The sequence below is a fragment of the Vibrio sp. 10N.222.52.C3 genome, assembly GCF_041474195.1.
GTDB classification, from domain to species: Bacteria; Pseudomonadota; Gammaproteobacteria; order Enterobacterales; family Vibrionaceae; genus Vibrio; species Vibrio crassostreae_C.
In genome coordinates, this window is sequence record NZ_JBFRTQ010000017.1 from 1 (window position 1) to 23,257 (window position 23,257).

At 45.0% G+C, this 23,257-nt stretch carries 25 protein-coding genes and 4 tRNA genes; 6 read left to right on the forward strand and 23 right to left on the reverse strand.

From position 1 onward, the window contains the following. The 7 genes from AB4517_RS02310 to mutY all read right to left on the reverse strand — a co-directional run bounded on the left by AB4517_RS02310 (position 1) and on the right by mutY (position 3,110). Positions 1–76, reverse strand: a tRNA-Asn gene (locus AB4517_RS02310). 56 nt (positions 77–132) lie between these two features. Continuing rightward, positions 133–208 (reverse strand) — tRNA-Phe (locus tag AB4517_RS02315). Between the two features lie 7 nt (positions 209–215). Beyond that, positions 216–291: transfer RNA gene (locus tag AB4517_RS02320), tRNA-Thr, on the reverse strand. 74 nt (positions 292–365) lie between these two features. Beyond that, positions 366–441 (reverse strand) — tRNA-Phe (locus AB4517_RS02325). Positions 442–544: 103 nt separating this feature from the next. Continuing rightward, positions 545–1,678: a membrane-bound lytic murein transglycosylase MltC gene (mltC, locus tag AB4517_RS02330; RefSeq protein WP_372147828.1), complete on the reverse strand. Its 1,134-nt coding sequence runs from the start codon at positions 1,676–1,678 to the stop codon at positions 545–547. 69 nt (positions 1,679–1,747) lie between these two features. Then, positions 1,748–2,020 (reverse strand): oxidative damage protection protein, encoded by a 273-nt coding sequence (locus tag AB4517_RS02335; protein WP_010435637.1) that lies wholly within the window; start codon positions 2,018–2,020, stop codon positions 1,748–1,750. A 28-nt stretch (positions 2,021–2,048) separates the two neighbouring features. Then, positions 2,049–3,110: an A/G-specific adenine glycosylase gene (mutY, locus tag AB4517_RS02340; RefSeq protein ID WP_065584120.1), complete on the reverse strand. Its 1,062-nt coding sequence runs from the start codon at positions 3,108–3,110 to the stop codon at positions 2,049–2,051. A gap of 165 nt (positions 3,111–3,275) precedes the next feature. On the opposite strand from mutY, the gene trmB reads away from it, so the two are divergent. Both trmB and glsB read left to right on the forward strand, forming a co-directional pair. Then, on the forward strand, positions 3,276–3,995 hold the full coding sequence (gene trmB, locus AB4517_RS02345) for a tRNA (guanosine(46)-N7)-methyltransferase TrmB (RefSeq protein WP_017062250.1): 720 nt from the start codon (positions 3,276–3,278) through the stop codon (positions 3,993–3,995). Between the two features lie 349 nt (positions 3,996–4,344). Then, complete coding sequence (gene glsB, locus AB4517_RS02350) at positions 4,345–5,265, forward strand: glutaminase B (protein ID WP_017062249.1); 921 nt, start codon at positions 4,345–4,347, stop codon at positions 5,263–5,265. Positions 5,266–5,396: 131 nt separating this feature from the next. Here the strand turns inward: glsB and hemW are convergent, their stop codons facing one another. From hemW to AB4517_RS02385, 7 genes are all read right to left on the reverse strand, one after another. Then, entirely contained in the window at positions 5,397–6,584 is a 1,188-nt protein-coding gene (hemW, locus tag AB4517_RS02355) for a radical SAM family heme chaperone HemW (protein WP_017067796.1), read from the reverse strand. Continuing rightward, entirely contained in the window at positions 6,584–7,183 is a 600-nt protein-coding gene (locus AB4517_RS02360) for an XTP/dITP diphosphatase (RefSeq protein ID WP_017062247.1), read from the reverse strand. Before AB4517_RS02360 ends, hemW begins: the two co-directional genes overlap by 1 nt. 48 nt (positions 7,184–7,231) lie before the next feature. Further along, entirely contained in the window at positions 7,232–7,663 is a 432-nt protein-coding gene (locus tag AB4517_RS02365; protein WP_017062246.1) for a DUF4426 domain-containing protein, read from the reverse strand. Positions 7,664–7,691: 28 nt separating this feature from the next. Then, complete coding sequence (yggU, locus tag AB4517_RS02370; protein WP_017067797.1) at positions 7,692–7,982, reverse strand: DUF167 family protein YggU; 291 nt, start codon at positions 7,980–7,982, stop codon at positions 7,692–7,694. A 29-nt stretch (positions 7,983–8,011) separates the two neighbouring features. Then, positions 8,012–8,569, reverse strand: coding sequence for a YggT family protein (locus AB4517_RS02375; protein WP_017067798.1), 558 nt, complete (start codon positions 8,567–8,569; stop codon positions 8,012–8,014). Positions 8,570–8,645: 76 nt separating this feature from the next. Further along, positions 8,646–9,464: a pyrroline-5-carboxylate reductase gene (proC, locus tag AB4517_RS02380; protein WP_017063196.1), complete on the reverse strand. Its 819-nt coding sequence runs from the start codon at positions 9,462–9,464 to the stop codon at positions 8,646–8,648. Positions 9,465–9,542: 78 nt separating this feature from the next. After that, positions 9,543–10,247 (reverse strand): YggS family pyridoxal phosphate-dependent enzyme, encoded by a 705-nt coding sequence (locus AB4517_RS02385; protein ID WP_017062243.1) that lies wholly within the window; start codon positions 10,245–10,247, stop codon positions 9,543–9,545. Between the two features lie 26 nt (positions 10,248–10,273). Between AB4517_RS02385 and AB4517_RS02390 the strand changes: the two genes are divergently transcribed. Further along, entirely contained in the window at positions 10,274–11,311 is a 1,038-nt protein-coding gene (locus tag AB4517_RS02390; RefSeq protein WP_017062242.1) for a type IV pilus twitching motility protein PilT, read from the forward strand. Positions 11,312–11,325: 14 nt separating this feature from the next. Then, positions 11,326–12,435, forward strand: coding sequence for a PilT/PilU family type 4a pilus ATPase (locus AB4517_RS02395; protein ID WP_017062241.1), 1,110 nt, complete (start codon positions 11,326–11,328; stop codon positions 12,433–12,435). A 74-nt stretch (positions 12,436–12,509) separates the two neighbouring features. On the opposite strand, the gene AB4517_RS02400 is transcribed toward AB4517_RS02395, so the two are convergent. The 9 genes from AB4517_RS02400 to metK form a co-directional block, all read right to left on the reverse strand. Further along, positions 12,510–12,647, reverse strand: coding sequence for a hypothetical protein (locus AB4517_RS02400; RefSeq protein ID WP_170791814.1), 138 nt, complete (start codon positions 12,645–12,647; stop codon positions 12,510–12,512). A 99-nt stretch (positions 12,648–12,746) separates the two neighbouring features. Continuing rightward, on the reverse strand, positions 12,747–13,169 hold the full coding sequence (gene ruvX, locus AB4517_RS02405) for a Holliday junction resolvase RuvX (RefSeq protein WP_372147829.1): 423 nt from the start codon (positions 13,167–13,169) through the stop codon (positions 12,747–12,749). Positions 13,170–13,229: 60 nt separating this feature from the next. Next, positions 13,230–13,793 (reverse strand): YqgE/AlgH family protein, encoded by a 564-nt coding sequence (locus AB4517_RS02410; RefSeq protein ID WP_102333139.1) that lies wholly within the window; start codon positions 13,791–13,793, stop codon positions 13,230–13,232. 116 nt (positions 13,794–13,909) lie between these two features. Next, positions 13,910–14,860 carry a glutathione synthase gene (gene gshB, locus AB4517_RS02415; protein WP_004735482.1) on the reverse strand — a complete coding sequence of 317 codons (951 nt, stop codon included), beginning with the start codon at positions 14,858–14,860 and terminating at the stop codon, positions 13,910–13,912. 9 nt (positions 14,861–14,869) lie between these two features. Continuing rightward, complete coding sequence (gene rsmE / locus AB4517_RS02420; RefSeq protein ID WP_017062238.1) at positions 14,870–15,601, reverse strand: 16S rRNA (uracil(1498)-N(3))-methyltransferase; 732 nt, start codon at positions 15,599–15,601, stop codon at positions 14,870–14,872. Positions 15,602–15,754: 153 nt separating this feature from the next. Continuing rightward, a complete protein-coding gene (locus AB4517_RS02425; protein WP_136981608.1) occupies positions 15,755–16,486 on the reverse strand; it encodes an endonuclease in 732 nt (243 codons plus the stop codon). 151 nt (positions 16,487–16,637) lie between these two features. Beyond that, positions 16,638–17,138 (reverse strand): SprT family zinc-dependent metalloprotease, encoded by a 501-nt coding sequence (locus tag AB4517_RS02430; RefSeq protein WP_017067801.1) that lies wholly within the window; start codon positions 17,136–17,138, stop codon positions 16,638–16,640. Between the two features lie 80 nt (positions 17,139–17,218). Further along, entirely contained in the window at positions 17,219–18,016 is a 798-nt protein-coding gene (locus AB4517_RS02435) for a DUF2189 domain-containing protein (protein ID WP_017067802.1), read from the reverse strand. 368 nt (positions 18,017–18,384) lie between these two features. Further along, positions 18,385–19,539: a methionine adenosyltransferase gene (gene metK / locus AB4517_RS02440; protein WP_017062234.1), complete on the reverse strand. Its 1,155-nt coding sequence runs from the start codon at positions 19,537–19,539 to the stop codon at positions 18,385–18,387. A gap of 377 nt (positions 19,540–19,916) precedes the next feature. Here metK and tkt point away from each other — a divergent pair, with 377 nt between their 5' ends. Both tkt and epd read left to right on the forward strand, forming a co-directional pair. After that, positions 19,917–21,911 (forward strand): transketolase, encoded by a 1,995-nt coding sequence (gene tkt, locus AB4517_RS02445; RefSeq protein WP_048605833.1) that lies wholly within the window; start codon positions 19,917–19,919, stop codon positions 21,909–21,911. A 213-nt stretch (positions 21,912–22,124) separates the two neighbouring features. Then, positions 22,125–23,174 (forward strand): erythrose-4-phosphate dehydrogenase, encoded by a 1,050-nt coding sequence (gene epd, locus AB4517_RS02450; protein ID WP_032545627.1) that lies wholly within the window; start codon positions 22,125–22,127, stop codon positions 23,172–23,174. The last annotated feature ends 83 nt before the right edge of the window (positions 23,175–23,257 follow it).

A 23,257-nucleotide genomic window follows, 5' to 3' on the forward strand; every position in this document is an offset into this window, starting at 1 on the left:
TGGCTCCCCTTGCAAGACTTGAACTTGCGACATACGGATTAACAGTCCGCCGTTCTACCAACTGAACTAAAGGGGAATTATTTGTGTCAACATCAGGTCTATAAAGACCATTATTTGTTAAGCACCAAATAATGGTGCCTCGAGGCGGAATCGAACCACCGACACGCGGATTTTCAATCCGCTGCTCTACCGACTGAGCTATCGAGGCAAAAGAATGGTGCCGACTACCGGAGTCGAACTGGTGACCTACTGATTACAAGTCAGTTGCTCTACCTACTGAGCTAAGTCGGCACACTAAATTCTTTATGCTTTCGTCCGTGCTACCACTCCCTGTTAAAGAGTGTTGACACCAACAAATCAAATTGTGGTGCCCGGAGGCGGAATCGAACCACCGACACGAGGATTTTCAATCCTCTGCTCTACCGACTGAGCTATCCGGGCAACGGAGCGCTATTAAACGGATTTTCTGCATAACCGTCAACTCCTTTTTTGAAAATAATTAAAAAAACCGTTCGTTCGTTGTTTTTTTATTCAAAAGTGAGGGTTATGTTTTACCTTGGTTAAATTCTTTTTTGAATTGCGTTACTTTTTCGAGGTATCGGCGCGACTCTTTATTTGGATGCTTCTTGGTAAGCGCCCAGTAGGCTTGGCTCGGTTGCAGCGAGTTTAAGTCTTGCATTGCTCGCTTTCTGTCCTTATTGAAGGTATTGAGTACGCCACCAGTACCGCCGTTATAGGCTGAAATCATACTGTATTCAAGCGTTAATGGGTTTTTTACGTCTTTCAAATAACGATTTTTAAGGATGTAAAAGTATGCGGTGCCAGCATCAATGTTGTTTTCTGGATTGAATAAGTACTCAGGGCTTGGTTCACCAGGTTTCTTTTTGACGTGTTCAAATACATCTCGACCAGCGGTTTTAGGTACCACCTGCATAAGACCATAAGCATTAGCCCAGCTTACGGCGTACGGGTTGAAGCTACTCTCTGTCTTGATGATAGCGTAGATTAAATCTTCAGGGATGTCATAACGCTGAGACGCTCGTCGAACGATGTCGGCATATTGATAACTACGCTGGCTAGCGTGGTCGGCCACCATTGGGATTTCAACGTAGTAGGCTTTTTTAAAGTCGACTTCTTTGGTTTTTAGGTTATTCGCGATCAGGTAATCCGCAAACTGGTTCGCTCGCCAAGTCCATTGAATGGGCTTTTTTTCTTGGTCTACGACCTGATTATAGAGGAAAGGTTTGCCTTCTAGCTTGATGCTTTTAGAAGAGAATAGATCGACATGCGCCGGATCATCTGGCGTCAAAAGGGTCGTCATGATCGCATTTTTGAGGTGTTTTTTCGGTTCGGTAGAGGAAACCGTTTCCACCGTTATCAGGCCTTGGCTAAAATTCACTTCTGAACGACTTAAGTAATTATCTATGTATTTCACATAGTTACTCTTACCTGCTATCTTGATTTCACTGCTACCCCAACGTTTTTGAATGTTGCCTGAAAAGCTATCTATTAATGAATCTAGCGCCCCGGTATCTTTTTCAAATTGTCCGGGTAGCTCAGCTAAATTCTTCACAAACCGGTTGGTTGGCTCGTAATTGACATCATAAATGCTTTCGACAAATTCACGGCTGCAGCCAGTTAATAACATGGCTGTTAGGAAGTAACTTAGCTTTTTCATAGTTCCTCATACAAAAATGACATCGCAGCGTTAACCATGATGTCATTAAAAATTGCTTAAATAAATGTCTTATTCGCTTGGTGGAGTATAGCCATCAATTACGACATCTTTACCTTCAAAAAGGAAGTTAACCATCTCAGTTTCAAGAAGTTTACGATGCTCAGGATCCATCATGTTTAGCTTCTTTTCATTGATAAGCATAGTTTGCTTGCTTTGCCATTGTCCCCAAGCTTCTTTAGACACGTTGTCAAAGATACGCTTACCTAAGTCACCTGGGTAAAGTTGAAAATCTAGGCCTTCAGCATCTTTTTGAAGGCGAGCACAAAATACAGTGCGGCTCATAGTGGTTCCTCTTATCGCGTTCGTTGATTCAAACGTCGTCGTTCAGTTCAAAGGGTAGGCTCTCAATAAGCTGCTTTACAGGAGCGGCTAGGCCAATTTCTTCCGGTTTTGATAAGTTATACCAGAGACCTTTAGCCCCTTCCATTATCAAATCTGGTTGTTTATCTAATTTCACTAATACTGGCGTGATATCTAAGTGGTAGTGGCTGAAAGTGTGTCTAAACGCAATCATGGTCTTGATCGAATTGGTTTGAGTGTCTTTGATCGAACGAAGATCTAGTTGATGTTCGATCTCTGCGTTTTCATTTTGAGGGAAACAAAACAATCCGCCCCAGATACCAGATTGAGGGCGCTGTTCGAGCCACACTTGGTTGTCGTGATACAGAATCACAAACCATGTGTCTTTTACTGGCTTTTCTTTCTTAGGCTTTTTGCCAGGGAAGTCGAGCTGTCTATCGAGCTTCTTGGCCTCACACATGCTTTCAATCGGGCACAAGGTGCACTTAGGCTTGCTACGGGTACAAACCATGGCACCCATGTCCATCATTGCTTGGTTGTACTTATCGACATCTTTGTTCGGAGTATGTGCTTCGGCGTGTTCCCAAAGCTGGTTTTCGACTTTCTTTTGCCCCGGCCAACCTTCAACGGCAAAACTTCTCGCAAGCGTTCGTTTTACATTGCCATCAAGAATCGCATGAGGAAGTTTATGAACCGATGATAAGACGGCTGCTGCTGTTGAGCGACCAATCCCCGGTAGCGCGTTCATCTCTTCGATAGACAGCGGAAATTCACCACCATATTGCTCAGCAACGATCTTGGCTGCTTTATGTAGATTGCGAGCTCGTGCGTAATAACCAAGCCCTGTCCATAAGTGGAGTACCTCATCTTGTTCGGCGTTCGCTAGGTCGATAACCGTTGGAAAGCGTTCTAAGAAGCGTTGGTAGTATGGAATCACCGTAGCAACCTGAGTCTGCTGAAGCATGATTTCAGATAGCCAAACGGTGTAGGCGGTTTTGTTTTGTTGCCAAGGCAATTCTTTACGCCCGTAGGCGTCATACCACTTTAATATGGCGGTTGCGAAAGGAGTCACGACATGCTCTATGCTTTGCTATTATTAGAAGCGAAATTGCACCACACTTAACGTTGGATGTAAAACAGACAAATTGTGTGGGAATTTATCCACGGAAAGACTTGCACCGGAGGCAATTCTTTGGATAATCCCCGCTTTGATTAATCAATGTGCAGGCAAAAATCAATGAGTGAAGTGACCACTAACGAATATACTGAAGACGGCAAACTGGTTCGTAAGATCCGTAGCTTTGTTCGCCGCGAAGGCCGCTTAACAAAAGGCCAAGAGAACGCGATGAATGAATGTTGGCCAACAATGGGTATCGACTACAACCCAGAGCTTCTTAACTGGAAAGAAGTATTTGGCAACGATAACCCGGTTGTACTAGAGATTGGCTTCGGTATGGGTGCATCACTGGTTGAAATGGCAAAGAACGCACCTGAGAAAAACTTCTTAGGTATTGAAGTTCATAGCCCGGGTGTTGGTGCGTGTTTAGGTACAGCTCGCGATGCTGGCGTAACTAACCTGCGTGTAATGTGTCACGATGCTGTAGAAGTATTTGAACACATGATCCCAGATAGCAGCCTGCATACTCTGCAACTGTTCTTCCCTGACCCATGGCACAAAGCTCGTCACCATAAACGTCGTATCGTTAAGGCTGAGTTTGCAGAGATGGTTCGCGGCAAGCTTCAACTTGATACTGGTGTTTTCCACATGGCAACAGACTGGGAAAACTACGCAGAACATATGATTGAAGTGATGAACGTAGCTCCAGGCTTCGAAAACATCGCTGAAGATGGTGATTACATCCCTCGTCCGGATGAGCGCCCGCTAACTAAGTTTGAAGCGCGTGGCCACCGTTTAGGTCATGGTGTTTGGGACATTAAGTTCAAGCGTACTAAGTAACTTCGAATCAAATTAAGTGAAGGGTAATCCGACTTAGGGTTTAACCCCTACACTTTATGGGATTGATTAAAGCCAACATTATTGTAATGTTGGCTTTTTTGTCCTTAGGCTTTTATTTCAGTAAAGGCTTAACGACAGAAAGTAATACCAATCACAGTAAGTAAGTGATCAGAAATAGCGTAGGAAAAAGGCTTGAGAACAAGGCAGCATTTTTCGATAAGTAGTTACTCTACAATCAAAAATTCTAACGCAGTTATCGAGCATTTTAACAAGCTAGAGTGAGCAGTTATTTACTACGATTGGTATATGTTACACCCCTACAAAAATAACAATATAGAAGTAAGCGCACATGAAACCAACTCAAGCTATTTTGGCCGAGATCTTAGACGAAGTTCGTCCTTTAATTGGACAGGGAAAGGTCGCTGATTATATCCCTGCACTGGCTCGCGTATCGAACCAGAAACTGGCGATCGCGGTATACACTAATGAAGGTGAGGTGATTAAAGCAGGCGATGCTGAAGAAGCATTTTCTGTGCAATCTATTTCTAAAGCCTTGAGCCTGACGCTAGCTATGGTGCTATATAAGCCTGAAGAGATTTGGCAAAGAGTAGGCAAAGAGCCTTCTGGTCAAGCCTTTAACTCGATGATTCAGCTTGAGATGGAGTATGGTATTCCCCGCAACCCGTTCATCAATGCGGGGGCAATTGTCGTTGCAGACCTACTACAAAGCCGCTTGTCTGCGCCTAGGCACCGCTTGTTAGAGTTTGTGCGTCAGTTGTCGGGTGATACTCATATTGTGTATGACAAGGTGGTAGCGGCTTCAGAAATGATGCACAGCGATCGTAATGCTGCCATTGCTTATTTGATGCGTTCATTTGGTAATTTTGAGAATGATGTTATCCCAGTTCTGAATAACTACTTCCACGCTTGTGCGCTTAAAATGACGTGTGTGGATTTGGCAAAAACCTTTAGCTATTTAGCAAACAAAGGCGTGTCGGTTCAAACCAAGAAAGAGATCATCACGCCAGTTCAAACCAAGCAGTTGAATGCTTTGCTTGCGACGTGTGGCTTGTACGATGGGGCTGGTGAGTTTGCCTACCGTGTTGGTATGCCAGGAAAATCGGGCGTTGGTGGCGGTATTATTGCTATCGTTCCTGGCGAAATGACGATTGCGGTGTGGTCTCCAGAGCTTGATCCTTCTGGCAACTCGCTCGCAGGTACTAAGGCTCTAGAGTTGCTTTCAGAGCGAATTGGTCGTTCTATTTTCTAAGAGAAAGATTCGAGCACGGACGTTTTCCTATAGAACGCTTCGCTCCGAGAGAGGGCTATAAAACAAAAAGGGTTGACCCTAAAGCCAACCCTTACGCAATGCTTCTCGAATCTCGAATCTCGAATCTCGAACTACTCGTCTTCTTCTGCCATAAAGGCTTCTAACAGATCATTGAGAAACAGCTTTCCTTTTTCAGTGATCTGCCAGTGAGTGTCGGTTTCCTTCAAGTAGCCTAGCTCTTTTGCCCATTCAATCGTTTTTTGAATCGAGTCAAAACCAAGCCCTGTCGTATCAATGAAATCCTGCTTTGGACATGCTTCCATTAACCTAAAGCGGTTCATGAAAAATTCAAAAGGGCGGTCTTCATTCGGCACTTCAAATTCATCTGATAGATAAGGTTTTACCATGTTTTGGTACGCAGCTAGATAGCCTCTAGGGTGCTTAACCTTAGTGGTACGAACAATGCGTCCATCTGTAAAGCTCAGCTTGCCATGAGAGCCACAGCCAATACCTAGATAGTCACCAAAGCGCCAGTAGTTGAGGTTATGTTGGCACTGATATCCCGGCTTGCTGTAGCCTGAAATTTCGTACTGCACATACCCTGCGTCTGCGAGCTTCTTATGGCCTAGGTCGAAGATATCCCAAAGGTCATCATCATCAGGCAGCGTTGGTGTTTTGTAATAGAACATGGTGTTAGGTTCTATTGTTAGCTGATACCAAGATAAGTGCGGAGGGTCGAGTTCTATCGCTTTATCCAAATCAGCCAACGCTTGTTCAATACTCTGTTCGGGTAAGCCGTGCATTAAGTCTAAATTGAAACTATTCAATCCAATCTTATGCGCTAAATGAGCAGCATTTACCGCTTCATCTTGACCATGAATACGCCCAAGTCTTTCCAGTTTCTCTTGCTCAAAACTTTGCACACCCACCGAGATTCGAGTAATGCCTGCCTTTTGGTAACCTGCAAAACGCTCAGCTTCGATAGTTCCCGGGTTGGCTTCCATGGTGATTTCTATTTCAGGTTTGAACGGGATGCGCTGTTCAATGCCTTGTAACAATCGGCCAATTCCTTCAGGAGAAAACAGGCTTGGGGTACCGCCACCAATAAAGATCGAATGCAGTGGGCGAGGCATACCATTGAGCTGATATTTTTCGATATCAGTATCGAGATCTTCAAGCAGTGCATCGATGTACTCTTTTTCAGGGATCTCGGCTTTCAGAGCGTGAGAGTTAAAATCACAATACGGACACTTTTGTACACACCATGGGATGTGTACATAGAGGCTAAGTGCGGGTGGTATTAGCGCTGCATTGTGCATTACAGAGCTTGCTCCTTGAGAGTCTTGAATAGTGACGCAAGCGCTTTACCACGGTGTGATAGTTGCTTCTTACGCGAAGATTCAAGCTCTGCTGAGGCGCAGTTATCTTCTGGTACAAAGAACACAGGATCGTAGCCAAAGCCATTCTCACCGTGTTCTTCAGTAAGAATACGACCTTCCCATTTACCGTGACACACTAGAGGTGTTGGATCATTCTCGTGACGCATTAGCACCAACACACAGTGGAAACGCGCAGTACGCTTTTCAGTTTCGACACCTTGCATCGCATCTAATAGTTTTTTGATGTTCTGCTTATCGGTTGCCCCTTCACCTGAGTAACGCGCTGAATAGATACCTGGCGCACCATTTAAGTAATCAACCTCTAAACCTGAGTCGTCAGCAATGGCTGGCAGCCCTGTTTCTTTCGCTGCGTGGCGAGCTTTGATGATGGCATTTTCAATGAAAGTCGTTCCTGTTTCAGCGACTTCTGAAACGTTAAATTCACTTTGCGCGACAACGTCAAAACCAAACTCAGACAGAATATCTGCCATCTCGCGAACTTTACCTTGGTTGCCTGTTGCTAAAACAATCTTACTCATGGGAATGTAGCTCTAAATAAGTCAATAAATGAAAAGTAAGGTTTGAGCTTACTCTTCTATATAGAATTTCTGTGTGAAACGCAGTGGACCAGTGCCTTTTAGGCCTGCGTTCACATCGATGTCGAAGGTGATGTTTTCTTCGTGAGTTACGGGGAACTCAGCAAGGTAATAAATCGCATCGCCTTCTTTGATTTCTCGAAACTTCAAAGTACGGGTGTTTCCAACGAGGTTCTTCGCTGTTCCCGTAATTTTAGCCGTTGTCGCAGGCTTGCCTAGAGAAGCCTTGTCTAACACGCTGATGTTGAGGATTGCTGAGTATCCATTTCGCTTAAGTTTGTATTGCTTAGCGACTTGCGAAGTTAAGAACGTGGAATTAAAAGCCGAGTAATGAACCTCGACATCCTTAATGTTCTTAAATTGCCCTGCTGAGCTTGGTAAGGCAACAAGAGCGGTGAGTAGTGCTGTTATCCATAAACGCATAATGACTCCAATAAATAGCAAAAAGCCATCATAGGATGGCTTTGACTTCAGTTGGGATTTGGCTTGGCGAGCATATTCGAACTTGCTTGTGCCTACCGAGATCTCCCTTTTCTATCTTAATTTGCCCTTTGGCGACCTTAAACTGTTTCGCAAGGTATTTCGCTAAATGGGCATTGGCTTTGCCATCAACCGGTGGTGCAGTAATGGCAATTTTCAGTTCCTGACCGTGCAAGCCGACAATTTTGTCTCGGCTTGCTTTGGGTTGGATATAGAGCCTAAGAAGAATATCGTCTTCCTCGGCCCAAACCGCTTTTGGCATCGTCAAAGTACCTGATGTTTGTACTTGAATTATAGCTGATACCAAATAGGGCCAATCATGTCGCCCATTAGGAAGTTCGCAAATTGCAGAACAATGAACAGAACCAGTACGCTTAGGTCGAAACCACCCATGTCCGGAAGGATACGGCGGATAGGCACTAGCATTGGTTCAGTCAGTTGATGGAATACGTACTCGATTGGACTACGACCTTGGCTTACCCAGCTTAGGATTGCACGGATAAGTAGAACCCAGAAGATCAAACCACCAGCCGCTTTGAGCAGAGACAGTGCACCAAAGATAAGGAAGCTAATATCGAAAACGGCAGCGCCGCCAGAGATAATCAGGTTTAGAGCAACGAACTTAAGTACACACAGCACATAAGCGAAAACAACGGTCGCTAGATCAAGGCTGCCGATTGATGGAATAACTCGGCGTAGTGGGGCAACAACCGGTTGTGTCGCTTTTACGATGAATTGTGAGAATGGGTTGTAGAAATCTGCACGTGATGCTTGTAGCCAGATACGCAAGATCACAACCATGATGTAAAGATCAAAAACGGTCGAGATCAGAAAGCTCATCGAGTTCATATTGTTTCCTTTTTCGGATTTACTTGTCGCTTAGATATAACCAGAGCGGCAAAATGCTTGTTTACCTTGATTGGTACTAAAACAGTTTTTCCATCTCTTCAGCTCGAGCAACCGCCGCTTGCATGGCTTTTGCTACGATGTCTGATAGTTGATGTTCGTTAAACGTGCGTAGTGCTTCTGCGGTCGTGCCGCCTTTGGATGTCACTTGTTCACGCAGTGTTGATAATTCAGTATCTTGGTTTGCTACCACCATCTCTGCCGCGCCTAATGCAGACTGCTGCACTAGCTTACGAGCGGTTTCTTGGTCAAAACCTTGCTTGATTGCTTCAGCTTGCATCGCTTCCATAAACAGGAAGAAGTAAGCCGGAGCGCTACCCGCCGCCGCAATGATGTTGTTGATTCCAGACTCTTGTTCAACCCAACTTACTTCACCAACAGCTTGCATCAGCTGAGAAGCAAAGTCTTTATCATCTTGGCTGACAGTTGCATCGGCATAAAGACCACTCATCCCTTTACCAAGCAGTGATGGCGTGTTTGGCATCACACGAACAAGGTTCAGTTGGCAGTTTAACATCTCATTAAGTCGATTCGCATTAATACCCGCGGCAATTGAGATAACCAGTTTGTTGCTGAAGTCGATATCTTGTAAGGGTTTACATACATCAGCCATCATTTGTGGCTTCACGGATAACACAACAACGTCTGCTTTTTCAGCTGCTGCAATATTATCGCTGGTGGTATTGATGCCGTATTCTTGTTCTAACGGCAGCCTTCTGGTTTCTGAAGGTGCTGTCGCAGTAATCTTTTGCGCTGGGTAACCACTAGCAACTAAGCCAGCTACAATTGAGCGAACCATGTTTCCCGCCCCAATAAAGGCGATGTTCTTATGTACCATATATAAAATCCTGAGCGTGTCGCTGCGCGGATAAGGCGAAGCGGTATCAATACTTGTACTTGTCGTTACTTACTACGGCTATTTCGCGTAATCACGAGCGCCGAAAATAGCTGTTCCAATACGAACCATTGTGCTGCCAGCCTCAACTGCTGCATCCATATCACCACTCATCCCCATCGAAAGGGTATCAATGTCTGAATACTTCGCGGCTAGCTTGTCTTTAAGCTCTGCCAGTTGAGAAAATGCATTAAGCTGAGATTGATAGTCAGATACGTTTGCAGGAATCGACATCAATCCTCTTAAGGTGAGGTTGGGGAGCGATGAAATCAACTCCGCGAGTGCAAAAACTGTCTCTTCTGAGGTTCCAGATTTGGACTCTTCACCACTGGTGTTTACCTGAATCAACACTTGCAAAGGTGGAAGTTCGCTTGGTCGTTGATCATTAAGCCTTTGTGCGATCTTATCGCGATCGACGGAATGCACCCATTGAAAGCTTTCCGCGATTGGGCGGGTTTTATTGGATTGAATTGGACCAATAAAATGCCACTCTAAATTTAGGTTAGAATGTTGTTCTGAAAAGTGTTTTACTTTATCTACACCTTCTTGAACATAGTTTTCACCAAAGGCAACTTGGCCTCCTAGTGCGGCTTCTAGAATCGCATCAATAGGTTTAGTTTTGCTGACGGCTAAAAGTTGCACGGACTCTGGAGCTCGTCCGCACTTTTGCTCAGCACTACGAATCTGTGAGGTGATTTGTTCGATATTTTGTTGAATACTACTCATAGCTGACTTTACTTAAGGGAAAATAAATGGATATCACTGAGTTACTAGATTTTAGTGTAAAGCATAACGCGTCAGATCTACATCTTTCTGCGGGTGTATCTCCAATGGTACGTATAGATGGTGAAGTAAGGAAGCTTGGAATCCCAGCTTTGAGTCATGCTGATGTGCATCGTTTGGTTTTTGAGATCATGAGCGATTCACAACGCGGCGAGTTTGAAGAAAAACTGGAAGTCGACTTCTCTTTTGAATTACCCAATGTTGGTCGCTTTCGTGTTAATGCGTTTAACCAAGCCCGTGGCTGCTCAGCTGTCTTTCGAACTATCCCTGTCGAAATCCCGACTTTAGATCAGTTAGGTGCACCTGAGATCTTCGAAAGGATTGCTAACTACGAAAAAGGGTTAGTGCTCGTCACTGGTCCAACTGGCTCTGGTAAATCAACGACTCTTGCGGCGATGGTTGATTACGTAAATCGCAACCACAATAAGCATATTCTGACGATTGAAGACCCGATTGAATTCGTTCACACCAATAATAAATGCCTAGTCAACCAGCGTGAAGTTCACCGTGATACCCACAGTTTTAAAGCGGCACTGCGCAGTGCCTTACGTGAAGACCCAGACGTGATTCTGGTTGGTGAACTTCGTGACCAAGAGACGATTAGCTTAGCGTTAACCGCAGCAGAAACGGGTCACTTGGTCTTTGGTACTCTGCACACCAGTTCTGCGGCTAAAACGATCGACCGTATTATCGATGTGTTCCCAGGTAGCGATAAAGATATGGTTCGTTCGATGTTGTCTGAATCACTGCGCTCGGTGATAGCCCAGAAGCTGCTAAAGCGTGTTGGTGGTGGTCGTGTGGCGTGTCATGAAATCATGATGGCAACACCTGCGATCAGAAACTTGATTCGTGAAGATAAGGTTGCGCAGATGTACTCGATCATTCAAACGGGCGCAGCGCACGGCATGCAGACCATGGAACAAAATGCGAAGCAGCTGATGGCGCAGGGCTTGGTTGATTCGGAAGAGGTCGAGAAAAAGATCGAAATTGAAACCTCAATGTTTTAATCAAGGTGGACACAATGGAATTGAATCAAATCCTTGAGGGAATGCTTTCTCAAAAGGCATCGGATCTTTATATCACGGTTGATGCGCCAATCCTTTTTCGTGTGGATGGTGAATTACGCCCCCAAGGAGAGAAGCTGAATGCGGCTCAAGTTGCTCAATTACTTGATGCGATGATGGAACAAGACCGACGTGATGAATATCAGCAAACGCGTGAGGCTAATTTTGCGATTGTGCGTGACTTTGGTCGTTTTCGTGTCAGTGCATTCTTTCAGCGAGAGCTACCTGGAGCGGTCATTCGACGTATCGAGACTAATATCCCAACCTTTGAGCAACTAAAGCTTCCTGATGTACTACAGGACCTATCAATAGCTAAGCGCGGACTTGTGCTGGTGGTTGGTGCGACAGGCTCTGGTAAGTCGACCTCAATGGCTGCAATGACAGGCTATCGCAACACCAATCGCTCGGGACATATCTTGACGGTTGAAGACCCGATTGAATTTGTGCATGAACATAAAAAGTGCATCGTGACACAGCGTGAAGTTGGACTCGACACCGAGAGCTATGAAGTCGCGCTTAAGAACTCGCTACGCCAAGCACCAGACATGATCTTGATTGGCGAAATCCGTAGCCGTGAGACCATGGAATACGCGATGACCTTTGCTGAAACGGGTCACTTGTGTATGGCAACCTTGCACGCCAATAACGCTAACCAAGCGCTAGAGCGTATTCTTCATTTGGTGCCGAAAGAGCAGAAAGAACAGTTCTTGTTTGACCTATCGATGAACCTGCGTGGTGTCGTCGCTCAGCAACTCATTCGCGACAAGAATGGCAGCGGGCGTCATGGTGTATTCGAGATTCTGCTGAATAGCCCTCGTGTTTCTGACTTGATTCGTCGTGGTGAACTACACGAACTGAAAGCAACCATGGCTAAATCGAAAGAGATAGGTATGCAGACCTTTGACCAAGCTTTGTATGATTTAGTGATAGCAGGCAAGATCAGCGAAGAGGATGCGTTCCACAGTGCCGATTCTGCTAATGACTTGCGCTTAATGCTCAAAACTAGACGTGGTGATGACGACTACGGAACTGGGGCGTTGGCTGGTGTGAAGATAGATATGGGGTGATAAAAAACGCCTGATTTGATTCTAGGTTAAAATCAGGCGTTCATCATATTCATCGTTCGACTGCGTCTGTATTATCAACGCTTCTTGTTCTTAGGCTCGCTGATTACGTCTGCGTCAGTCGAAGTATGATTCATATAACCTGCATTATTGGAGCTTGTCGAACTGCATGCTGATATTGCTAGAGCTACGAAGATTGCTAGAAAAATTTTCATGTGAACTCCCACTTACCTAATAATGAATTGCTTCGACATTACGTCGTAATATCATTATAGGATCACAAAGGAGTTTAATCTTTGAGCTCTTAATTTTCGTTATGAATATTGTGCTTCAAACCAGCTCTCTAAAATGACGACTGCAGACTGGTTATCGACATTGCCTTTGCTTAGCGCTTTATAGCCGCCCATTTCAAAAAGGTCGGCTCTTGCTTCTGTGGTCGAGAGTCTTTCATCATGCAGTTCAACATCGACACCAAATCGTCCTTTAAGGCGGTTAGCGAACTTCTTCGCTCTAGGTGTAATGGTTGCTAAGTCTTTACCATGAAGGTCGGTAGGAAGGCCGACTACAATCAGGTTCGGCTGCCACTCCTTAATTTGTTTTTCGATATCGACCCAATTTGGGATGCCATCTTTGGCTTTAAAAGCTTTTAGAGGGCTTGCGGTGCCCGTGATTTCTTGTCCTATCGCACTGCCGATACTTTTTGTACCGTAGTCAAATGCCATAATTGTTCGTGACATGGGGTTTCCAAATTTATCTGTGTTTGAGAGTGTCTGTTTATTTTATTTAGCTGATTTGAACTAGGCGTGGCCAGCGTCTGCTGAAAGCTGAGCCGCATTTATTCCTAACATCTGCACGGCGACTTTCCAGCGGTCAGAAATCGGTGTATCGAAGATGACCTTCGGATCGGCTTCAACGGTTAACCATGAGTTCTCGGTCAGTTCGGTTTCCAGTTGTCCCGGCTCCCATCCTGCATACCCAAGTGCGACTAAATAATTCATCGGCTCATCTTCTGTGCCCAACACCATCAAGATATCTTTTGAAGTCGTCACCGAGATTTGATCTGTCATGTTGATGCTGGATTGATAGCTGCCTTTAGGTTTGTGCAAAATAAATCCACGGTCTTCTGCGACCGGTCCACCATTCAATACAGGCTTATCAAGACTTGCTTGGTTGGGTTTTGGCTGATCAGAATCAACCTCAACTTGCTTAAGCATGCTACCGACAGTGACATCAATAGGGGCGTTGATCATCAAACCCATCGCGCCTTCGTCATTGTGCTCACAAAGGTAAATCACCGAATTTTGAAAGTATGGGTCTTTCATTCCGGGCATAGCAACCAGAAAGTGGTTCGTTAAATTCATAGAGCCTCCTGCCAGTGTGTTCCCAGTAAAGGAAAAAGAGCGGCGTAAAGCCGCTCATTGTTCTTTGCCTAGATATTTCTGTGTTTTCGAATAGCTAAGGCTTTCTTTAGTTTAGGCTATTTAGCGTTAACGCGACGCTCAATTGCATCCATTAATTTACCTGTAACTGAAATATCAAAAGCGGCTTCAATTTCACGGATACAAGTAGGGCTAGTCACGTTAATTTCAGTCAGCTTGTCGCCGATAACATCAAGCCCAACAAAGATTAAGCCTTTCTCTTTCAGTGCTGGAGCAACTGCTCTTGCGATAGCCCAGTCTGTTTCACTTAGAGGACGAGCTTCACCTGTACCGCCAGCAGCAAGGTTACCTCGAGTTTCCCCTTTTGCAGGAATACGCGCTAGACAGTAAGGCATTGGCTCACCGTCAACCACAAGAATACGCTTATCACCATTGCTGATGTCTGGAACAAAAGTTTGTGCCATTGCGTAGTTCTGACCGTGGTTGGTCAAGGTTTCAATAATAACTGATACGTTTGGATCGCCTTCTTTCACACGGAAGATAGACGCGCCGCCCATGCCATCAAGTGGTTTTAGAATCACGTCGCCGTGTTCTTCTCGGAACGCTTTAATTTTTTCAGCTTTACGAGTCACGATGGTGGTCGGTGTCAGTTCAGGGAACCATGCCGTGAACAACTTCTCGTTACAGTCACGTAGGCTTTGTGGTTTGTTGACGATCAGTGCGCCGTTCTCTTCAGCACGCTCAAGAATGTAAGTTGCGTAGATGTACTCAGTATCAAACGGAGGATCTTTACGCATTAGTACCGCATCTAAATCGGATAGCGCGATAGTCTGTTCTGATTTGAACTCGTACCAACCGTTTGGATCTTCTTTTAGTTCAACAACCTTAGTGTCAGCAATGGCTACGCCTTGATCTAAATGTAGATCATCCATTTCCATGTAATGGATTTCGTAACCACGACGCTGAGCTTCAAGCATCATGGCAAAGCTAGAGTCTTTTTTGATGTTAATGGATGAAATTGGATCCATTACGATGCCAAGTTTGATCATTTTTTTCTCCTAGCCTAGATCGCCAAAACGGACTTGTAAGGCAGTAATTGCGGTTAGAGCTGCTGTTTCGGTACGAAGTACACGTGGGCCGAGTAGCGTCTCTTCAAATTTGTATTGTTCTGTCATGCCGATTTCTTCAGCCGACAAGCCACCTTCAGGGCCGATCAATAGGCGTACCTTACTGATAGGTTCTGGAAGGGTATTAATTGAGTATTTTGCACGAGGATGTAAGTTCAGCTTTAATGCTTCACTCGGTTCGCTACACCACTCTTCAAGTTGCATGATAGGGCGAATGACTGGAACCGTATTGCGGCCACACTGTTCACACGCCGCGATAGCAATCTTTTGCCACTGTGCGAGTTTTTTCTCGAAGCGTTTTGTATCAAGCTTAACGCCACAGCGCTCTGAAATTAAAGGGGTAATGGTGTTCACACCAAGCTCAACCGATTTCTGAATCGTGAACTCCATTTTGTCGCCACGTGAAATCACTTGGCCTAAATGTAAGTCTAACGGAGATTCGCTGCTGCGTTCGATGCGTTCAGAAACATTAACGGTGACATTTTTCTTTGATACTTCGGCTATCGTCGCAGGGAATTCAGCGCCACTGCCATCAAATAGAAGGACTTCTTGGCCTTCTTTCATGCGAAGGACACGACCAACATGACCCGCGGCATCTTCGCCTAAAGCGAGTGAACCTAACTGATGAATGCGTTCTGGGTGATGAATACGAGGGATTCTCATGCTGGTAAACCTATAAATATGTTCATTTGGGTATTTTGTCTCTGCCTAACATGGATGCTTTTAGTTGAAAAAACAAGGGTAGAGCAAGAGTTTCAGGGGCAATTCTGAAACTCTTGTTTGAGATAGTTAGGAATGTTGATTGTACGAGCGACGTTATTTACAAGCAGGGTAAACAAATGGGTTGTGATTACCTTGGATGGCATAGATTCGCTCATCACGAGTACATTCCCACTTGTCGACAGGAAATTGCTTGTTCCACGCCATCATTAGGTTGGTTTGTTGCTTAGATAGTTTGAAACCATACTCTTGGCTCATGTAAAGGTAAGTACGCGCGATAGAGCCTTTTGCTCTGTCTGGCGGCATAACTTTACGCTGCTTGAAGTTGACCTGCATTTCACACTGACCATAGCTCACACCATCCATGCCATTCCACTGACTGAAGTTGTAGTTGGAGCGATCACCGTTAACCTCGCCAATGGCCGGAGTTAGGTTGTGAAGGTCGGCTTCCATGGATTTGAATATTTTGTCATTGCGAGTGCAGTTCTTGCGCCCACCATCTTGCCAACACTGACGCTGGTGGCCAAATTGCCAAGCTGGAACCACGTGTTCCCACTCAATTCGACTCGCCCGCTTTTGTTGTTTTCGGACTTGATAGCCACAGCCATCAAGGTCGGGAATGCCTTTCTTTTTGTCCTTCCAAGTAATGTCACAGCCGCAATAAAATGAAGTCGGATGGTCGAGGTAAATCTTCACCGCTTCTCTTTTTGCTTTGGAAAATGAGCTCGGTGGTGCGGCGAGAACGCTTTGGGTTACCAGTAGGCCAAATACTATTGTTAAGTAAAAAGACACAGGTAGGCCAAATGCTTTGATGGTGAGTTTTTGCATAGAAAAAGACTGATAAAAGTATGATAAACATCAGTCTAGCACTCAAAGGATGAGTTTCTCCATTACATTTCTATCATCAGCTTAATCGAGTGTTGCTTTCTGAAATAAAAAGGATGGGGTTACCAAATCGAATAGGTGCGAGTCTAGGACTTTAGCTGAGCTGTGTGCCTGTGAAGGATAAGGTTTGATTGCACAGCTGGCAGCGATAGGTCGATTGATTTCGAAGCACTTTATTGTGTCGTCTGATTGATAATGGGTAAGTGGTGCACTCACATCGATATTCAAAGGTTTTCCCTTGAACTGAAGCTATTTCAAAGCTGTGAGTTGTTTTGGCTGGAACGTTGAATACCTTTTCCATCACGTATTTCCACTCGTTTCCGTGAGGCCTAACACGTCCGAAAACCTGATGCGTGATTAGGTGTGCGAGCTCATGCGGCACAACTTCGTTGATGAAGGCGTCTTCATTTTCAGAAAATAGTACGTGGTTGAGCTTAATTTCGTTGAGCTGAAGGTAGGCCTTTCCCGCTGCTTTACCTCTTAACTTGAAGGTGATAGTTGGGTGTGGAAATTCACGAGAGAAATGTTGATTTGCGATAGCTAGGCACTCGGCCAATTTCTTATTTGCTCGATGTTGTTGCGGGGTGTAAGACAAACGTTGTTAACTCCAAATAAAAGACCTCAGCGTTTAAGCCAAGGCCTCATCATAACATTGCTTTTTGATCTAGCGATGCTTTACACGTGATGTTTTTTCTTAATGATCTCGTGATAAGCGTGCCATGTACCATAACCAAGTAGCGGCATGGTGACGATCATTCCGATGCCGTAGGTGGCAAAACCCACCAGAATACCGGCACAAATAATACTTGCCCAAACCACCATTGCAGGAATGTTCGATTTCACGGCATTAAAGCTAGTGAAAATTGCACTCATCACATCAACGCGTCTCTCCATCATTAACGGAATTGAAAATGCTGAGATGCTAAATATGAGGCTTGCGATAACAAAACCAATCACAGAACCCGTAATTAAGAAGGGAGCGAACTCAGCCAGTGGTGCGCCTTGCACTGAAGGGTAGAGCGCGTGCAATAACGCAGCGATACGCATCCAGAATATCATCGCAACCATCAATACGATCGCAAAGGCCCATTGGTGGGTGGAGTTGCGAGTGATGGCTTTCATCGAGTGCAGTAGGCTTGCGTTGTGGCCTTTTTCTCTTTCCCAAGCTGCGTCATACAAGCCCAGAGCAAGAAACGGCCCTATTAGCATGTACACGATCAGGCTTGGCATTACGACCAAGTGTGTTCCTTGCCATTGGACAAGCTGAACAATGGCGATTGCCGCTCCCATAAAGCACAAACCGTAGAATGCGCTGATTAATGGCATTCTTACTAAGTCATGCAGAGCAAGCGACAACCAATGAAAGGGTGCGGAAATACTGATTTGGTTACAAGGAATGGTGCGAGCGTAATCCTTATCGCTGACCTTGTGTTTTTTATCGTTCAGTTCGGATGGGTGCGCGGTACGAGGCATAGATCCCCCTAGTTAAATAACGTCCTAGTTATAATTCCATAAGGCTCATCGATGTGGCTTGTGTGAGAGTTATGGTGTTGAGCTAAATTGCTCTTTGTCATCCCAGTTTTTGTTCTAGCGTGCATTTAACGAGCGTTATCAGGCTGAATTAATTTAAGTTAAATGTGAGCTTGATCTCTTAGGAGTTACCTTAACTATTGTCAGTAGTGTTAGAAAACACAAATTATCAGCGGTTTTTTATACTAAGTGGTTAACGGTAAAGAAGGGCATTAGAGAAGAGAATGGCGAGTGAAAGTAAGGTAAGTACATAAAAATAAAGCCCTTACTAAGAAGTAAGGGCTTTAAAGAAACAAATCGCAGTGGCTAAATTATTTTAGGCCAGCGAAGTCCGCAAGGATTGCTGCTTTGTCAGTCGCTTCCCAAGGGAACTCTTCACGACCGAAGTGGCCGTATGCAGCAGTCTGCTTGTAGATAGGCTGAAGAAGGTTCAACATCTCTTGAAGACCGTATGGACGTAGGTCGAAGTTTTGACGAACTGCTTCAATGATAATTTCGTGAGCTACTTTTTCAGTACCAAACGTTTCAACCATGATAGATGTTGGATCAGCAACACCGATAGCGTAAGACAGTTGAATCTCACAACGGTCAGCCATGCCAGCAGCAACGATGTTTTTCGCAACGTAACGAGCCGCGTAAGCTGCAGAACGGTCAACTTTTGATGGATCTTTACCAGAGAATGCACCGCCACCGTGACGAGCTGCGCCGCCGTAGGTATCAACGATGATCTTACGACCTGTTAGACCACAGTCACCCATTGGGCCACCGATTACGAAACGGCCTGTTGGGTTGATGAAGAAGTTAGTGTCTTTGTTGATCCACTCAGCAGGAAGTACTGGTTTGATGATCTCTTCCATTACTGCTTCACGTAGATCCGGTGTTGTTACTGAATCGCAGTGTTGAGTCGAAAGAACAACAGCGTCGATACCAACGATTTTACCTTGGTCGTATTGGAACGTAACTTGAGATTTCGCATCAGGGCGAAGGAAGTCAAGTTTACCGCTCTTACGTACTTCAGCTTGCTTCTTAACAAGAAGGTGAGAGTAAGTAATTGGAGCCGGCATTAGGATTGGTGTTTCGTTAGTCGCGTAACCAAACATGATGCCTTGGTCGCCTGCGCCTTGCTCTTTAGGGTCTTCTTTATCAACACCTTGGTTGATGTCTGGAGACTGCTTACCAATTGTGTTTAGAACAGCACAAGAGTCAGCGTCAAAGCCCATATCAGAATGAACGTAACCAATTTCACGTACTGTTTCACGAGTGATTTCTTCGATATCAACCCATGCAGACGTTGTTACTTCACCGCCAACCATAACCATGCCGGTTTTAACGTAAGTCTCACAAGCAACACGTGCTTTTGGATCTTGTTCCAAGATGGCATCAAGAACAGCATCAGAGATTTGGTCTGCAATTTTATCTGGATGGCCTTCTGAAACAGATTCAGAAGTGAATAGGTGCTTAGCCATGAGAGCTCCACTTTTAGTTTAGTTTTTAGTTGCAAATAGTTAAATGCAAATAATTTCAGGCGTCGCAAGCTAGGAAGCGCCGCCATTAAATACAGTATATTTTGTAGGTGTTTCTACATCTAGACGGCTATTTTAAATTCCAGCGGTCGAATTACAAGCTCTTTTTTATGATATGTCATAACTAATCGTTTGCGTATCGATTGAGATAAGCCACTGCCAAGTGATGTAAATGTTCGAAAATTGCGAAAAATGACCGTTAAAATGCCAGTAAAACGTTTGCAGTCGCAATAGTCGTTTGAGAGAATACCCGCGCTAATAAAAATGAAAACTTTAGCAATTATCTCTTTTTTAAATCGCTTATGTACTCAGGAGCAGACATGCCTTCTCGTAAAGATCTAGCCAATGCAATCCGCGCACTTAGCATGGACGGTGTTCAACAAGCAAATTCAGGCCACCCAGGCGCACCTATGGGTATGGCTGACATCGCTGAAGTTCTTTGGCGTGGCCACTTGAACCACAACCCAGCAAACCCAGAGTGGGCTGACCGCGACCGTTTTATCTTGTCTAACGGCCATGGTTCAATGTTGATTTACTCTCTGCTTCACCTTGCAGGTTACGAGCTTTCAATTGAAGACCTGAAAAACTTCCGTCAATTGCACTCTAAGACTCCAGGTCACCCAGAGTACGGTTACGCTCCTGGTATCGAGACAACGACTGGTCCTCTAGGTCAAGGCATCACTAACGCTGTTGGTATGGCAATGGCTGAGAAAGCGCTTGCTGCTCAGTTCAACAAAGAAGGCCACGACATCGTAGACCACTACACTTATGCATTCATGGGTGATGGCTGTCTGATGGAAGGTATCTCTCACGAAGCATGTTCTCTAGCAGGTACGCTTGGTCTTGGTAAGTTGGTTGCTTTCTGGGATGACAACGGTATCTCTATCGATGGTGAAGTTGAAGGTTGGTTCTCTGACGATACACCTAAGCGTTTTGAAGCTTACGGCTGGCATGTAATCCCAGCGGTAGATGGTCACGACTCTGACGCTATCAACGCAGCAATTGAAGCGGCTAAAGCAGACCCTCGTCCAACTCTTATCTGTACTAAAACTATCATCGGTTTTGGTTCTCCAAACAAAGCAGGTACGCACGACTGTCACGGTGCTCCACTAGGCGCTGATGAAATCACAGCAACTAAAGCGGCACTGGGTTGGGAACACGGTCCTTTCGAAATCCCAGCGGATATCGCAGCTGAGTGGAATGCAAAAGAAGCAGGCGCAGCGAAAGAAGCAGCGTGGAATGCTAAGTTTGACGCATACGCAGCGGCTTACCCTGAGCTAGCAGCAGAATTCAAACGTCGTACTAACGGCGAACTTCCAGCTGAGTGGGAAGAGAAAGCAAACGCAATCATTGCTGATCTTCAAGCTAACCCAGCAAACATCGCTTCACGTAAAGCATCTCAAAACGCACTAGAAGCGTTTGGTCAAATGCTTCCAGAATTCATGGGTGGCTCTGCTGACCTTGCACCTTCTAACCTAACTATGTGGTCTGGTTCTAAGTCTCTTGAAGCGACTGACTTCTCTGGTAACTACATCCACTACGGTGTACGTGAATTCGGTATGACGGCTATCATGAACGGTATCGCTCTGCACGGTGGTTTCGTACCATACGGCGCAACGTTCCTAATGTTCATGGAATACGCGCGTAATGCAATGCGTATGGCTGCTCTGATGAAAGTTCAGAACATCCAAGTTTACACGCACGACTCTATCGGCCTAGGCGAAGATGGTCCTACTCACCAACCGGTTGAGCAGATCGCATCTCTACGTCTAACGCCAAACATGAGCACATGGCGTCCATGTGACCAAGTTGAATCAGCAGTGGCTTGGAAACTGGCTATTGAGCGTAAAGATGGTCCTTCATCTTTAATCTTCTCTCGTCAAAACCTTGCACAACAAGATCGTAATGCTGAGCAAGTAGCTAACATCGCTAAGGGTGGTTACATCCTGAAAGATTGTGAAGGCAAGCCTGAGCTAATCATCATTGCAACAGGTTCTGAAGTTGAGCTTGCTGTTGAAGCTGCTGCACAGTTAACCGCTGAAGGTAAAGCAGTACGCGTAGTATCTATGCCTGCAACTGACGCGTTCGACAAGCAAGATGCTGAATACCGTGAGTCTGTACTTCCATCTGACGTTACTGCTCGTATCGCAGTAGAAGCTGGCATCGCTGACTTCTGGTACAAGTACGTTGGTTTCGGTGGCAAGATCATAGGTATGACAACGTTCGGCGAATCTGCACCAGCAGGCGAGCTATTCAAGATGTTCGGTTTCACTACTGAAAACGTAGTAAACACCGCGAAAGAGCTTCTTGCTTAATCATTGATTGCTAGCTTAGTGCTAACAATGAAATGAATAAAAAAACCGAGCGCTGAGCTCGGTTTTTTGTCTCTGGGATTTGTTTCTCCTAGACTCATCTCTATAAGCAACAGATCAATCTGTCATGAACAAGCTGAGTTATTCAAGTAATGCCTTTTGGGTAGGATTCAGTTATCATCTGTTGCACGAAATTTTGGTTAGATGTACGGAACTATGCTAAAAGTCGCGATAAATGGATTTGGACGAATAGGGCGTAATGTATTGCGCGCTGTCTATGAAAGTGGCAAAAGCCAACAAATCAAAGTAGTAGCGGTCAATGAGCTTGCTCAGCCTGACGCTATGGCTCACCTATTGCAGTACGACACCAGTCACGGCCGCTTCGGTAAGAAAATCTCTAACGATCAAGAGCACATTTATGTCCATCATGGCATTGGTGCTGAAGACAAGGGTGAGTTTGATACCATTCGTATCTTACATCTTGCTGATATTGAGCTGTTGCCTTGGCGTGACCTTGAGGTGGATATCGTTCTCGATTGTACCGGTGTTTATGGTTGCCGAGATGACGGCCTCGCGCACATTGCTGCAGGGGCGAAAAAGGTACTGTTTTCTCACCCCGGTGCCAATGACCTCGATAACACCATTATCTATGGTGTGAACCACGATACCATCGAAGCGGACCACCAAATCGTTTCCAATGGTTCGTGCACCACCAACTGTATTGTCCCTATCATTAAGGTTCTTGATGACGCCTTTGGTATCGAGTCCGGTACGATTACGACTATTCACTCTTCAATGAATGATCAACAAGTTATCGATGCGTACCACAGCGATTTGCGTCGTACTCGAGCAGCAAGCCAATCGATCATTCCTGTCGATACCAAGTTGCATAAAGGTATTGAAAGAATCTTCCCGAAATTTTCCAACAAATTTGAAGCTATATCTGTGCGTGTGCCGACGGTAAACGTAACAGCGATGGATTTAAGTGTCACAATTAATGCAAATGTGAAAGTTAATGACGTAAATCAAACCATTGTTAATGCATCCCAGTGTACATTACACAATATAGTTGACTATACTGAAGCGCCGCTCGTTTCCATCGACTTTAATCACGATCCCCATAGCGCAATCGTTGATGGTTCACAAACGCGAGTGAGCAACGGCCACTTAGTTAAAATGCTAGTGTGGTGTGATAATGAATGGGGCTTTGCGAACCGAATGCTGGATACGGTTCTTGCAATGCAAGCTTCTGAAGGCAAGAAGTAAGACCTAGAAGCAAATGTGCGGATTATTTATTTTTTAGCTTGAAATAAATACTAAGAGTCCACATATTATTAGTAGTGAAAGAA

Excerpts from the sequence above, each read along its gene's own strand:
- mltC (WP_372147828.1), bottom strand. The coding sequence starts at position 1,678 with ATGAAAAAGCTAAGTTACTTCCTAACAGCCATGTTATTAACTGGCTGC.
- AB4517_RS02335 (WP_010435637.1), bottom strand. The coding sequence starts at position 2,020 with ATGAGCCGCACTGTATTTTGTGCTCGCCTTCAAAAAGATGCTGAAGGC.
- trmB (WP_017062250.1), top strand. The coding sequence starts at position 3,276 with ATGAGTGAAGTGACCACTAACGAATATACTGAAGACGGCAAACTGGTT.
- glsB (WP_017062249.1), top strand. The coding sequence starts at position 4,345 with ATGAAACCAACTCAAGCTATTTTGGCCGAGATCTTAGACGAAGTTCGT.
- hemW (WP_017067796.1), bottom strand. The coding sequence starts at position 6,584 with ATGCACAATGCAGCGCTAATACCACCCGCACTTAGCCTCTATGTACAC.
- AB4517_RS02360 (WP_017062247.1), bottom strand. The coding sequence starts at position 7,183 with ATGAGTAAGATTGTTTTAGCAACAGGCAACCAAGGTAAAGTTCGCGAG.
- AB4517_RS02365 (WP_017062246.1), bottom strand. The coding sequence starts at position 7,663 with ATGCGTTTATGGATAACAGCACTACTCACCGCTCTTGTTGCCTTACCA.
- yggU (WP_017067797.1), bottom strand. The coding sequence starts at position 7,982 with ATGCCAAAAGCGGTTTGGGCCGAGGAAGACGATATTCTTCTTAGGCTC.
- AB4517_RS02375 (WP_017067798.1), bottom strand. The coding sequence starts at position 8,569 with ATGAACTCGATGAGCTTTCTGATCTCGACCGTTTTTGATCTTTACATC.
- proC (WP_017063196.1), bottom strand. The coding sequence starts at position 9,464 with ATGGTACATAAGAACATCGCCTTTATTGGGGCGGGAAACATGGTTCGC.
- AB4517_RS02385 (WP_017062243.1), bottom strand. The coding sequence starts at position 10,247 with ATGAGTAGTATTCAACAAAATATCGAACAAATCACCTCACAGATTCGT.
- AB4517_RS02390 (WP_017062242.1), top strand. The coding sequence starts at position 10,274 with ATGGATATCACTGAGTTACTAGATTTTAGTGTAAAGCATAACGCGTCA.
- AB4517_RS02395 (WP_017062241.1), top strand. The coding sequence starts at position 11,326 with ATGGAATTGAATCAAATCCTTGAGGGAATGCTTTCTCAAAAGGCATCG.
- AB4517_RS02400 (WP_170791814.1), bottom strand. The coding sequence starts at position 12,647 with ATGAAAATTTTTCTAGCAATCTTCGTAGCTCTAGCAATATCAGCATGC.
- ruvX (WP_372147829.1), bottom strand. The coding sequence starts at position 13,169 with ATGTCACGAACAATTATGGCATTTGACTACGGTACAAAAAGTATCGGC.
- AB4517_RS02410 (WP_102333139.1), bottom strand. The coding sequence starts at position 13,793 with ATGAATTTAACGAACCACTTTCTGGTTGCTATGCCCGGAATGAAAGAC.
- gshB (WP_004735482.1), bottom strand. The coding sequence starts at position 14,860 with ATGATCAAACTTGGCATCGTAATGGATCCAATTTCATCCATTAACATC.
- rsmE (WP_017062238.1), bottom strand. The coding sequence starts at position 15,601 with ATGAGAATCCCTCGTATTCATCACCCAGAACGCATTCATCAGTTAGGT.
- AB4517_RS02425 (WP_136981608.1), bottom strand. The coding sequence starts at position 16,486 with ATGCAAAAACTCACCATCAAAGCATTTGGCCTACCTGTGTCTTTTTAC.
- AB4517_RS02435 (WP_017067802.1), bottom strand. The coding sequence starts at position 18,016 with ATGCCTCGTACCGCGCACCCATCCGAACTGAACGATAAAAAACACAAG.
- metK (WP_017062234.1), bottom strand. The coding sequence starts at position 19,539 with ATGGCTAAGCACCTATTCACTTCTGAATCTGTTTCAGAAGGCCATCCA.
- tkt (WP_048605833.1), top strand. The coding sequence starts at position 19,917 with ATGCCTTCTCGTAAAGATCTAGCCAATGCAATCCGCGCACTTAGCATG.
- epd (WP_032545627.1), top strand. The coding sequence starts at position 22,125 with ATGCTAAAAGTCGCGATAAATGGATTTGGACGAATAGGGCGTAATGTA.